The sequence below is a fragment of the Pseudomonas sp. AC136 genome, assembly GCF_979258585.1.
Window position 1 is genome coordinate 2,737,485 of the sequence record NZ_OZ409865.1, and the last position, 12,682, is coordinate 2,750,166.

11 protein-coding genes are annotated in these 12,682 nt (G+C 56.3%); 5 read left to right on the forward strand and 6 right to left on the reverse strand.

Going from position 1 to position 12,682, the window contains the following annotated elements; translation table 11 throughout:
- Positions 1 to 44 precede the first annotated feature (44 nt).
- The 5 genes from fabR to ACZZZU_RS12400 all read left to right on the forward strand — a co-directional run bounded on the left by fabR (position 45) and on the right by ACZZZU_RS12400 (position 4,928).
- Positions 45 to 674 carry an HTH-type transcriptional repressor FabR gene (fabR, locus tag ACZZZU_RS12380; protein WP_122491919.1) on the forward strand — a complete coding sequence of 210 codons (630 nt, stop codon included), beginning with the start codon at positions 45 to 47 and terminating at the stop codon, positions 672 to 674.
- Between the two features lie 400 nt (positions 675 to 1,074).
- On the forward strand, positions 1,075 to 2,295 hold the full coding sequence (locus tag ACZZZU_RS12385) for a glycerophosphodiester phosphodiesterase family protein (RefSeq protein ID WP_463550754.1): 1,221 nt from the start codon (positions 1,075 to 1,077) through the stop codon (positions 2,293 to 2,295).
- A gap of 78 nt (positions 2,296 to 2,373) precedes the next feature.
- Positions 2,374 to 3,009: a hypothetical protein gene (locus ACZZZU_RS12390; RefSeq protein WP_122491921.1), complete on the forward strand. Its 636-nt coding sequence runs from the start codon at positions 2,374 to 2,376 to the stop codon at positions 3,007 to 3,009.
- A gap of 111 nt (positions 3,010 to 3,120) precedes the next feature.
- Positions 3,121 to 4,299, forward strand: coding sequence for a hypothetical protein (locus ACZZZU_RS12395; RefSeq protein ID WP_463550755.1), 1,179 nt, complete (start codon positions 3,121 to 3,123; stop codon positions 4,297 to 4,299).
- A gap of 248 nt (positions 4,300 to 4,547) precedes the next feature.
- A complete protein-coding gene (locus ACZZZU_RS12400; RefSeq protein WP_463550756.1) occupies positions 4,548 to 4,928 on the forward strand; it encodes a hypothetical protein in 381 nt (126 codons plus the stop codon).
- Positions 4,929 to 6,258: 1,330 nt separating this feature from the next.
- On the opposite strand, the gene lhpI is transcribed toward ACZZZU_RS12400, so the two are convergent.
- The 6 genes from lhpI to ACZZZU_RS12430 form a co-directional block, all read right to left on the reverse strand.
- Positions 6,259 to 7,197 (reverse strand): bifunctional Delta(1)-pyrroline-2-carboxylate/Delta(1)-piperideine-2-carboxylate reductase, encoded by a 939-nt coding sequence (lhpI, locus tag ACZZZU_RS12405; protein WP_463550757.1) that lies wholly within the window; start codon positions 7,195 to 7,197, stop codon positions 6,259 to 6,261.
- Between the two features lie 152 nt (positions 7,198 to 7,349).
- Complete coding sequence (locus ACZZZU_RS12410; RefSeq protein WP_463550758.1) at positions 7,350 to 8,066, reverse strand: ABC transporter ATP-binding protein; 717 nt, start codon at positions 8,064 to 8,066, stop codon at positions 7,350 to 7,352.
- The gene (locus ACZZZU_RS12415) at positions 8,063 to 8,902 is read right to left on the reverse strand and encodes an ATP-binding cassette domain-containing protein (protein ID WP_163016485.1); all 840 of its coding nucleotides are present in this window, start codon (positions 8,900 to 8,902) and stop codon (positions 8,063 to 8,065) included. The genes ACZZZU_RS12410 and ACZZZU_RS12415 overlap by 4 nt, the downstream gene beginning before the upstream one ends.
- Positions 8,903 to 8,934: 32 nt before the next feature.
- Complete coding sequence (livM, locus tag ACZZZU_RS12420; protein ID WP_122491927.1) at positions 8,935 to 10,215, reverse strand: high-affinity branched-chain amino acid ABC transporter permease LivM; 1,281 nt, start codon at positions 10,213 to 10,215, stop codon at positions 8,935 to 8,937.
- A gap of 3 nt (positions 10,216 to 10,218) precedes the next feature.
- A complete protein-coding gene (locus ACZZZU_RS12425; RefSeq protein WP_122451554.1) occupies positions 10,219 to 11,133 on the reverse strand; it encodes an ABC transporter permease subunit in 915 nt (304 codons plus the stop codon).
- A 255-nt stretch (positions 11,134 to 11,388) separates the two neighbouring features.
- On the reverse strand, positions 11,389 to 12,513 hold the full coding sequence (locus ACZZZU_RS12430; protein ID WP_122491928.1) for a branched-chain amino acid ABC transporter substrate-binding protein: 1,125 nt from the start codon (positions 12,511 to 12,513) through the stop codon (positions 11,389 to 11,391).
- Positions 12,514 to 12,682 lie beyond the last annotated feature (169 nt).

The following is a 12,682-nucleotide window of genomic DNA, read 5'->3' on the forward strand; positions in this document are numbered from 1 at the left end:
TTGCTAGAGTGCGCGGCACACCACCGCAGGGAACCGCGCCACGCATGTCACCTCGTGCCGAACAGAAGCAGCAGACGCGCCAAGCGCTCTTGGATGCCGCGCGGTTCCTGATGGAAAGCGGCCGTGGCTTCGGCAGCCTGAGCCTGCGCGAAGTGGCGCGGCACGCGGGTATCGTGCCCACCGGTTTCTACCGGCACTTCAGCGATATGGATGAACTGGGCCTGGCGTTGGTAACCGAGGTGGGCGAAACCTTCCGCGAAGCCATCCGCCAGGTGCGCCACAACGAGATGCAAATGGGCGGCGTCATCGACGCCTCGGTGCGCATCTTTCTCACCAATGTCGAAGCCAACCGCTCGCAGTTCCTGTTTCTGGCCCGCGAGCAGTACGGTGGCTCGAAGAACGTGCGCCAAGCCATCAGTGCACTACGCGAAGGCATCACCGCCGACCTGGTCAGCGACTTGGGCCATATGCCGAAACTGCCGCATCTGGACGAAGCCGCGCACGCGGTGATTGCCGACCTGGTGGTGAAAACCGTTTTCGCCACCCTGCCCGAACTGATCGACCCGCTAGCACTGGAACTCCCTGAACACCTCACCCCACAAGCCAAGATGACGCAGCAATTGCGCTTTATCTTTATTGGCTCGAAGCACTGGCAGGGGCTGGGTAGCGTTTAACAGATGCCAGGCTGGTGCAATTTCGCTTGAAAATACGAAATCACCGGCGAGAAACTATCCAAAATAAGAATAGAAAAATCCTAACTAAACCCAAGTGTAAGCCGCCATAAACGCGTTATTCCGAACATCAGCGAAACGTTCAGTAATCGCCTCGCCATCACTCTTGTAAAAAACTGCGCTTCTTAACGCAGGCAACTTCCGACCGCGCCCCTTTAGCATTGATCGCCGCAGCAATTAAGAGCAACCTGTTTCGCATCGAAAAAACACTCTTGTTTGAATTGTAAATGCCGACAAAAGACCAGCCCCGCTTTAACTTTAATTCAGCAAAACAACATTACTGACCGTCATCCCTTAAACAGGAAGTCGCGAGCCTAAACGCGAAAGAGCAGGAGCATTGTAAATGTCGAGATTCAAGACTTCTTTGTTAATGGCTTCACTTTGCTTTGTTGTTTCACCACTTTCCCTGTTGCATGCCGCCGAGTGCATTTTAGCTGCAGGAAAGAAACTTGATCCCGCCCAGATATACGACAGCCGCCATCAATGCGGCACATGCGCCGGACAACTCGAAAAGCCGCAGCTCTGCGCGACCATTAATCACATCATGGTGCCCAACTGGTCAGCCCCTTCCGATTTGGTGGCCGTTCCCCATAGAGGCCTCTGGGGACGTCTTCCAGGACACGGCGCTGCGGAAAACACCCTTGCAGCGGCTCAGGCGGCATACGACGCCGGCTACCGGGTAATGGAGTTCGACGCGCTCGTCCTGGATGAAAACACAGCGATTAACGAGAAAGCGCTTTTGAGTCGCTACACATCAGCCAGTGCCGCCGGCGAACCGAATAGCAAGCGCTTCTACGACTATGAAGAAAAAGAACTTCACAAGCTTTATATGCGTAACCGCGACCAAACAAGGAACCATGAGCCAGGAAATAATCTGCTGCTAATAGATGATCTGCTCCAATGGGCCATGGACCATCAGGTACTTCTTATTATCGACCCCTACGGCCGCGACGTAAAAGCATTCGCCGCGGTCCTCAATCGAGCACACTATCTTGGCGCGCTGGGTAACGTTGTTTTGAGGGCGCCAAATAGTGGAGGGGGCGACTATGCAAGACAACTGAAAGTCTCAATAAGCGCTGGTACTTGGTACCCGTATTACGCACATTACGAAGGCCGGTTTCTCTGGCTACCTACCATAAACGAAACCCCTGAGCTTGCCGCAATTTCCACAGAGATTGTGATCGGGAGCTGGCACAGAGAAACCAGCGAATCCAAAGGAATACTGGCCTATAACATTAACTTGTATAGCCCCAACCATTGGAGCACCAAGTCATATTCGGAGACCATCACGCTGGAACCGGCAGCCACGTGGATCAACCTCATTGACCGGTTCAGGAAGTTAACGCCATTGGGCAAACGTGCGGCGATCTGGTCAAGGGACTCGATGGGCGACAAAGGCAGGCTCAATAGCCAATACGCCTGGAACTTTGCCGCCAATTCAAGCACCGACGCCCGTGGAAATCCGTTCCGCAACCTAAGTTACGAGTTCGCCACACACCTTCTCGTGATTAGCGACCGACCAGAGTGGTACGAGCGCGCGGTCATCAAGGGTTCGAACAACTAGCCGCGCATTGGCCCTGAACATATAAAACCCTATCGGAACTATCCGTGAATACATTTCAAGCTTGCCGGGGAGACCTAGGTGATTAATCTCAAAACTCTTGCAGTAGCAATATTATTGACCACAAGTTTCTTGCCACCGGCCTTGGCCTACCAGGCAAACGTGGCCCTAAGATCGTACTCCAACAAACTGCCATCAGACGACTTGATTGTCGTCGAAACATATAACAATGGCAGCAGGGACCCACAGTGGTTCATAACCGAGCAGATGGGCAACAGCTTTAACATCCATCTGGTCGATTATTCACTAGGATTTAGGCGAAAACCGCTGAACTTGCCAGGGTTAGTTCAAAGGGCTTCCGATATTGATTCACTGGACAAACTGCATGACCTCAGGGTGGGCCAAGAGCATGGGCAGACCTACGACATGAGGGCCTTCTTCAACGAAGATTTCATGTGGATTGAAGTCTGGCCAAGCGGCAGCAAAACCGCGCCGGTAAGAAGCACATATCAGCTGTCGGGGTCAGATCGCGAAACCTACGAGTACTATCAACGCCATGATACCCGCGGAACCCGATACGCCAATCAGAAAGAATTAGTGGATGACATACAGAAAAATTACGCATCCAAATACAATCCGGACTTTATCAACCTGATCCAGTACCCCGTCGCAGGGCGCAACGCCGTTCTTACAAACATGCTTTTGCGCACCCGTTGAATTGAAAGGCGTGTCGCTTCAATCGCGCACGTAACTATTGTTCAGACCGACAGTATCGGATCCGCGAGGCAATAAGCGGCGCCATAACATTCCCACATCGAGATTCAGCTGATGGTTTCGCCGACCCTAAAGTCATTCGCAGCGTTTTTACTGTTTCTACTCTTCAACCCGGCATCAGCAAACAATTGCGCAACCAGCGCAGGTATTCAATTTGATCCGGTCGTTGTATACGACGATCGTCATCAATGCGGAACCTGTGCAGGCCAACGCGAGAAGCCTCTGCTCTGCGGCGCGATCAATCGAATGATGGTGCCGCGTTGGTCAGCGACAGCGGATATCGTTGGCATTCCAGAGCGTGGTTACTGGGGGCGTGCAGCCGCTAATAACGCTCCCGAGGGCACGCTTAAAGCGGCCAAAGAAGCGTTGAACGCTGGTTACAGGATCATGCGGTTCAACGTATTTTTTACCGGACTCGACAAAACGGGTAACCATCAGCTACTCACCGGACGCCACGTGCCTATGGTCGCTTATGGCGGGCCAGCGGGAAAATACGTGTGGGACTATCCGCAGGACGTGCTGACCACGTACCGGATGCGCAAGCGGGATCAATCGCTAAGTTTTGGAACTGACGAAAATCTCGTTCTGTTTGCGGACCTTCTTAAATGGGCGGTGGATAATCAGGTTCTATTGATCATCGACCCGGTTACCGGGTATGCCAGGGCGCAGATATTGGAACATGCGCGATCAACTGGCGCCCTGGCCAATATTGCAGTTCGACCGGATGTTCAAGGTTACCGGAAGACCCTGATGGATCTGGAAGGCCATTTGCCAAATTTATATTCTGTGTATGAAGGCCGTTTTCTATGGCAGCCGCAAGTTAATTCCGCCGTCAACGTTAGCTGGGATAGTGCCAAAACACTCATTAAGGAATGGCACGTTAATACCTCGCAGTCCAGACAGGTGCTTGCATACCAAGCCTATTTATACAGCGACACACACTGGAGCACACGGCCGCTTGTTGACGAGGGGCGCGATTACATCAATCTTATTGACTATATAAAACAACTCAACCCTACGGGTAAACGCACCAGCATGTGGGCGCTTACTACCATGGGCGATAAAGGCTGGCTACACAGCGACTACACCTGGAATTTCTGGGCAAACACGTCGGAAGATACCCGCGGCAATCCATGGCGAAACCTTAGCTACAAGCTCGCGACGCATCTGGCGATTATTAGCGACCGGCCGGAGTGGTACATAGAGATGACGGAAAGCCCAACTCCACGATGATATTCATAAGCTAAAAGTCCGTAGCGTTTTATCAGTAAACCACCGCCCTGCACCTGAATGGACAACCAAGTGCACACCTAGAGAACATGGAGACGACTCGACACTTGAATACAAATTTCAGTTTTATTGTTTTCTTATGCTGAGTGCCTATATAACCAACAAAAAAACTCGCAATTAGCTCGCCTATTAACCAGCAACGATTAACAAAATGGCCACAACGGGTCGCTATAACCTCTTGGAGTTATCTCATGAAACCTATGTTTGGTGTCAGCCTAAAGTGCATGATTTTCCCACTACTTGCTCTCTCACTGCCGAATACTGTTTATGCATCGCAGACCTGTTTTACAACCGGATATATAAAAAGCGTTTATACCAACCTTGCCGACTTCAATTACAAGGGTGTCATTGGCATCCGTGTGCAGCACGATGACGGCCAGACCCGGTACTACAACACCCATGGCTTCCACGCTCTGGATGACGCGGTGGTTCGCTCTCTTTTGCAGCAGGCAACTACGGCGCTGGTGGCTCAGTCCCGAGTGCGCGTAGGCGTCGTTGATATATGCACCAACACGCACACACTGAACAAACAGGTGTGGGTGAGGGGTTGGAACGGCCTCACGTTGGAATAATTAAGGACGGGCCAGTCGCCGAGCCGCTGAAGCGCGGTGACCGAGCTCATCAAACATAGGAGGCCGTACGAGGCCGCCCAAGGTTTAAACATGGTGGGGCCTCGTTATGGTGAAAAAACATACGATTGCCGCCAGGCCACGGCCGAATAGGCTCACGGCGGCCGCTCCCCAGCTTATCCACAAGTCAATCCACAGCCTGGCTGGATAACTTCTCCACAGGCGCGCCTCCATTTCTCGTAAACCCCTGAAAATGCGCGAATATCAGTTGACAGTGTCTGTGCATAACTGAGCGACATGTGGCGCTCGGCGACCCGCTCAATAAACGTACAAATCCCGCCAGGCCACGCCACTCCTCGACGCCAGCTAACGCTCCAATGCTTATCCACAGCCCTACCCACAGAGATTGGGGGAAACTCGCCAAACGGCGAGTTGCTCCGCCGAAGCGTGAATAACTTCTTGTTTTTACGAAACAAACGCGCCTGATCAAAAAATAGCCTATTTCCCACAGGCCCCGTCAAATGGCCTTCCTTGTCACCTTTACCCACCTTATCCACAGAAAGCCCCACAGGTTTTGGGGACAGTATTAACAGCGTCCCGACGAAGCTGTGGATAGATCGTCGAAAAGCCCTTGATTTTTGCCCGTATTGTCGCCCGATATTCACAGCTGGCGAAAACCACTGTACATATCCACAGCTTCGCACAAAAACCGACTGAACTACTGCACTGACGCTCGGAAAGCCAGGTAAATCGCTGTTTTGCGGGAATAAATTACGGCGATCAAAAAATCTACAATTCCCGCCAGCCCGCGCGATTTCACGCTAAGCCAGAGCTTTCCCCATTTTGCCCACAGAATTATCCACAGGTTTTGGGGACAGTTATTTCAGTCACCAATGGCGCGTACAAATCTGTGGCAAAGGCGCAAGATATTTCGGTCAGTCCACAGCCAAAAGTCGACGATGTGCAAAAGCGGGGGCGCAGCTTGGAAACAGCTTGTTCCAGGGCTGTGGATATGCCGTAACGGGCGGTTCCGGAGGATTGGTCAATAACTGCGCAAAGCGCTGGAGGGCTTGTCCCCCGTGGTCTGGACAGATTGCTCCCGCGCTTATCCACAGCACTGCCCACAGTTGTTGGGGGCAAGTTGTGCGACGAAGACGACCTTGGCACTGCAAACCGTGAAATTCGCGCTAAGGCGTTGTTTTAAGGTCGAAATTGGCGCAAAACGCAGCGCTGTACAAAAAACCCACAGAAGTCGCCAGAGCCCATGAACAGAGGCTCCTTGCCACCTTTACCCACCTTATCCACAGAATGCCCCACAGGTTTTGGAGACAGTTCACAGGGCCGGCTGCTGAGCCAGCAGTGTCTTGGCGGCGATCAGGTCTTCCAGCGCAAACCCGACGGATTTGAACAGGGTGATTTCGTCTGCGTTGAGACGCTGGCCGCGCCCATTGAGCAAATCCCGCAGCTCCACGGCAATCACTTGCTCGCTGATGACACCGTCGGCCAGGGCGAAAAGCAGATCGCCCGCTTCTTCCAACGCGCCCTCACGGGTGTCGACCACGATCCGCGCCCGACCCACGGCAGCCGAGTCGGTTTCGCGCATGCTCGGCAGAAAGGCGCCGACCAAGTCCAAATGCGTTCCCGGTTTTAGCCAGGCGCCCAGCACCAGCGGTTCGCGCGAGGTGGTGATGCAGGTGATGCTGTCGGCCTGCTCGACGCTGGCTTGCAGATTGCCGCTGGCGGAGACGGGGAAGCCCTCGCCTTGCAGCTGCGCGACCAGGGGCGCCAGCTTCTCCGGGCTGCGGCCCCAGATTTCGATGTGGCAGTAAGGCCGCACGCAACAATGGGCGCGGACCATATGGGCAGCCAGGGTGCCGCTGCCGACGATCAGCAATCGCTCGGCGTCGTTACGTACCAAATAGTCGGCCGCCAATGCCGAGGTGCACGCGGTGCGGCGGGCGGTCATTTCCGAGGCTTCCAACAAGGCCAGCGGCTGCCCGGTTTCGTCGTCGAACAAGGTGAACACCGCCGCAACCGAGGGCAGTTTGCGGGCGCTGTTGTGGGGGAACACGGTGACCAGCTTCACGCCAATGCCCTGCCCTTTCTGCCACACCGGCATGTGCAACAGACTGGCATCGTGCGGCAGGTCGTGACAGCTGCGCACGGGCGCCTCGCAGGCAACGGCCAAGCCGGTGCGCAGGGCTTCGATGAGCGGGGCGTAATCCAGCGCGCGAGCGACGTCGGCGTTGGTGAAGAAACGGAGGGTGTGCATGTGACGGTGCTCCTGGTGCCCTTGTGTGGACGCTAAGAGCTCGCGGCTAAAGCCGCTCCTACAAGTTTTGTAGAGGGGCTTTAGCCGCGATGCAGGCGACGCTGCAAAGGGCAGTATCGAGATTCAAAAAGCGCCTCAGAAGAGGCGCGCTATTAGTGCCCGCCCAAGTAGGCGTTGCGCACGTCTTCGTTACCCAACAGTTCCTGGCCGGTGCCGGTCATGCGGATTTCGCCGTTGACCATCACGTAGCCGCGATCTGAGAGGCGCAGGGCGTGGTTGGCGTTCTGTTCCACCAGAAAGATGGTCATGCCGGTTTTCGCCAGTTCCTTGAGGGTGGCGAAAATGTGCTTAACCACAATCGGCGCCAGGCCAAGACTCGGTTCGTCCAGCAACAACAACTTCGGCCGACTCATCAGTGCCCGGGCGATGGCGAGCATTTGCTGCTCGCCGCCGGACATGGTCATGGCGCGCTGGTTGCGCCGCTCCAGCAAACGCGGGAACAGGTCGAACATGCGCTGCATGTCTTCGTCGGCGTGCTTGGCACCAATCGGAATGGTGCCCATCAGCAGGTTTTCTTCCACGCTCATGTCGGGAAACACCCGGCGACCTTCCGGCGATTGCGCGATGCCGTTGGACGCCACGAAGTGCGAGGACTTGTCGGTGATGTCGATACCGCCATAGACGATGCTGCCACCGGTGGCGCGCGGCTGGCCGAAGATCGACATCAGCAGCGTGGACTTACCCGCGCCATTGGCGCCGATCAGGCTCACCGTTTCGCCTTCGTTGATGTGCAGATTGACCTTCTTCAGCGCCTGAATCGGCCCGTAGAACACGTCTACGTCTTTGAATTCGAGGATCGGCTTGCTCATGCCACTTCCTCTTCGTCGGCGCCCAGGTAGGCGGCAATCACTTTCGGGTTGTTGCGGATTTCTTCCGGGTTGCCCTCGGCGATCAGCGCGCCGTGGTCGAGCACGATGATGTGATCGGAAATACTCATAACCATGCCCATGTCGTGTTCGATCAGCAGAACGGTGATCTGGTGCTCTTCGCGCAAGCGCCGAATGATGCCGCTCAGGGCTTCGGTTTCGGCGGGGTTGAGGCCGGCAGCCGGCTCGTCGAGGCAGACGATTTCCGGGCGCGTGCACATGGCGCGGGCGATTTCCAGACGGCGCTGTTGGCCGTAGGAAAGCTCACCGGCCAGGCGGTTGGCGCAGTCGACCAGGTCGACCAATTCCAGCCAGTAGAACGCGGTGTCCAGGGCCTTTTCTTCGGCGCGGCGGTAGCCAGGCGTGTTGAGTACGCCGGCGATCATGCTGCGGTTAACCCACATGTGTTGGGCCACCAGCAGGTTTTCCACCACGGACATTTCTTTGAACAGGCGAATGTTCTGGAACGTCCGGGCAAGGCCGGCGCGGTTGACCAGGTGGGTGCCGCCGAACATTTTGTAGAACAGGCGGCTGGCAAATTTCGGCGGCGACACGAAGTCAGTGACCTGGAACGGTTCGCCCATGATTTTGCCCACGCTGGTGAGCTTGGCTTGGGCATCCAGGGTGATCTGGCCGTCGGTGGCTTTGTAGAAGCCGGTGAGGCAGTTGAACACCGTGGTTTTGCCGGCGCCGTTGGGGCCGATCAGCGCGGAAATGGAGCCGCGCTGAACGTTGAAGCTCACATCGTTCAGGGCCTTGATGCCGCCGAACTGCATCATCAGATGCTCGACCGAGAGAATGATGTCGTTGCTCACGGCTTCACTCCTTTACGAATCGCGTAACCGTTGCGGCTGATACGCACCAGGCCGCGCGGACGCCAGATCATCATCAGCACCATGAGGATGCCGAACATCAATACCCGGTACTCGGCGAAGCTGCGCAACAGCTCAGGCGCCACCGTGAGTACAAACGCGGCAATCACCACGCCCAGGGTCGAGCCGAGGCCGCCGAGCACGATGATCGCGAGGATCAACGCCGACTCGAAGAAGGTGAAAGACGAGGGGTCGATAAAGCCTTGCTTGGTGGCGAAGAACACCCCGGCCAAACCGGCAATCGAGGCGCCGATCATAAAGGCCGAGAGCTTGACCAACACGTGGTTCAGGCCCATGGCGCGGCAGGCGATTTCGTCTTCGCGCAAGGCTTCCCAGGCGCGGCCGACCGGCATGTGGGTCAGACGGTGTTTCACGTACAGCACCGCCATGACCACGATGAACAGCACCACGAAGGTGAAGATCAATTCGGCGTTGGGGTTGTAGCTCACGCCCAGCCATTCATGGATTGGCACATGGCCTTCTTCCTTGGCGCGGCGCCCGAATTCCAGACCGAACAAAGTCGGGCCGGGAATCGGAATGCCGTTCGGGCCATTGGTGAGCGATACCCAGTTGTTCAGCACCAGACGAATGATTTCACCAAACCCCAGGGTCACGATGGCGAGGTAATCGCCGTGCATTCGTAACACTGGGAAGCCGAGTAACGCGCCGGCAAATGCGGCGAGCAGCATCGACAGCGGAATCATGGTCCAGAAGCCCAGCCCCAGGTATTCGTAGCCCAGGCCCAAGCCGTAAGCGCCAATGGCGTAGAAGCCAACGAAGCCCAGATCGAGCAGGCCCGCCAGGCCAACCACGATGTTCAGGCCCAGGCCCAAGAGCACGTAGATCAAGCCGAGGATGACCACCGAGAGCAGGTACTTGTTGGCGAAAAACGGGAAGCAGATCGCCAGCAGAATCAGCACCGGAATCACGAAGCGCAGCGTCGATTTATGCCCCGCCGGCAACACATGCACGCCGCTGTCGCGGTTCTGCATGGAGTGAGCAATCTTCTTTCCCTGCGGGGTTTGCAGGAACAGGCTGAGGCAGAAACGCCCCGCCATCACGATGCCCACCAGAATCGCCAGACGCTGCGGGTGCAGGTCGAAGCTATAGCCCTGCAGCACGATGCCGACGATAGGGCCGAACACGATCAGGGAAATAAGGCCAGCGAGAACGGTGTCGATCAGGCAGCGCTTGATATCAATAGAGTTGCTTGCCGACATGGCTTACACCTTCGCCACATGGGGTTTACCCATGAGCCCTTGCGGTCGAAAAATCAGGATCAGAACCAGCAGCGAAAACGAGAACACGTCCTTGAAGTCCGAGTTCACCAGGCCCGCGAACTGCGCTTCAGCCACACCGAGAATCAGGCCACCGAGCATGGCGCCGGGCAGCGAGCCGATGCCGCCGAGTACCGCTGCGGTAAAGGCTTTGATGCCGATGATGAAGCCGGCGTAGAAGTCGAAGGTGCCGTAGTTCATGGTGATCAACATGCCGGCCAGGGCCGCCATCGAAGCGCCGATCACGAACACATAAGAGATCACCCGGTCGGTGTTGATACCGAGGATGGAAGCCATCTTGCGGTCTTGCTGGGTGGCGCGGCACATGCGGCCAAGCTTGGTGTTCTGAATGATGTAAGTCAGCACGCCCATGCCCACCAGCGACACGACGATGATGAACAGCTTGGTGTAGGTCAGCTGTACGTAGCCGGTGCCCACATGGAACTTGATGACCCCTTCCAGCAGGGTCGGAACGCCTTGCTGACGCGCGCCTTGGGAAACCTGCACGTAGTTCTGCAGGATCAGCGACATGCCGATGGCGGAAATCAGCGGAGCCAGCCGCGTGGAGTTACGCAGCGGTTTGTAGGCAATACGCTCGATGGTCCAGCCGTACACGCCGGTCACCACGATGGTGAACACCAGTGTGCCGAGGATCAGGAACGGAAAGGATTCGAGACCGAAAAAGGTCAGCACCGCCAGGCCAATGGCCGTGAGGTAGGCAGAGACCATGTACACGTCGCCGTGGGCGAAGTTGATCATGCCGATGATGCCGTAAACCATGGTGTAACCAATGGCAATCAGTCCGTAGACCGACCCCAGGGTTAACCCGTTGATCAGTTGTTGCAGGAAAATACCGTCCATTGACGCAGTCTCGTCTGTTGGGGTCAGGGCCTGGGGTTCGGCCTGCCGCCTCTAGTGATAGACGGGTACTGCTGCCCAAGGCGACCAAAACCGGCCGCACTTGCAAGACACCCAGCAGTGCCCAGAAGCACTAACCGCCCGGGTACTTGTAGTACCAGAGCGGTTAGCCGAGTCAGTGGTCTGTACGGTTAAAGCGCACGTCGCGGTTCGTCAGGCGAAGTCGCAGAGTCCGATTACTCATACAAACCACCGGTCTTACTGCTGGTGGTATTTGCCTTTGTCATCCCACTCGTACATCACGTAGTCGGAGACTTTCAGGTCGCCTTTCTTATCCCACTCTTTGGAGCCCATAACGGTTTTCACCGGGTTGGACTTCAGCCAGGCGCTCGCCTTGGCGCCGTCGGTGCCTTTGATGCCAGTGAAGGCGGCAGCGATGGACTGCATGGCAGCGTAGGAATACAGGGTGTAGCCCTCAGGCTCGTAACCGGCAGCGCGGAATTTTTCGATAACCGGCTTGCCGTCAGCGATGTTGCGCGGGTCGGCGCCGAAGGTCATCAGCACGCCTTTGGTGTATTGCGCACCGCCTGCGGTGGTGACGAGTTCGTCGGTCACGATGCCGTCGCCGGAGATGAACAGTGCGGTCGAACCTTGTTCACGCAGCTGACGTACCAGCGGACCGGCTTCAGCGTGCAGGCCACCGAAGTACACCACTTCAGCGCCCGAGGAACGGATTTTGGTGACCAGGGCGTTGAAGTCTTTCTCGCCACGGGTCAGGCCTTCGTACAGCACTTCTTTCACGCCGCGCTTGGTCAGCTGAGCTTTGGTAGCGTCTGCCAGGCCTTGGCCGTAAGTGTCTTTGTCGTGAATGATCGCGACTTTGGTCAGCTTCAGTTTGTCGACGATGTAGTCGCCGGCCACCACGCCTTGCTGGTCGTCACGACCGCAGATACGGAATTCGCCAGTCAGACCGCGCTCGGTCACCGTTGGGTTGGTGGACGCTGGAGTAATGGAAATGATGCCGGCTTCGTCATAAACCTCGGAAGCAGGGATGGTCGACGAGGAGCAGAAGTGGCCGATCACGGCGACTGCTTTGTCCGAGTCCACCAGACGGTTGGCAACCGCTACGGCCTGTTTCGGCTCGCAAGCGTCGTCGCCTTTAACCAGTTTGATTTGCTCGCCATTGATACCGCCTGCGGCGTTGATATCGGCCGCTGCCTGCTCGGCGCCCTTCCACAGTTGCTCACCAAATGCAGCATTACCACCGGTCATCGGACCGGCGACGCCGATAACGATATCGGCAAAAGCAACGGAAGACAGGCTCATAGCGCTGGCTACCGCGAACGCCAGAATACCTTTCTTAAAAGTTTTCTTGTGAGGCATGGAGTTTTGCTCCTGAGGGGTTATGTGATGGCGCTGAGGAAAGAGCAAGCGGCGTGCCACACACTTTTTAATTCGCGAAAAAAACTCGAAAGGTTTTACCAACGGCTGCGAAAGGCCCTACATCGGGAGGGTGCAACCCAAGAAAAGCGCAAGGTGCAACCCTTCCGAA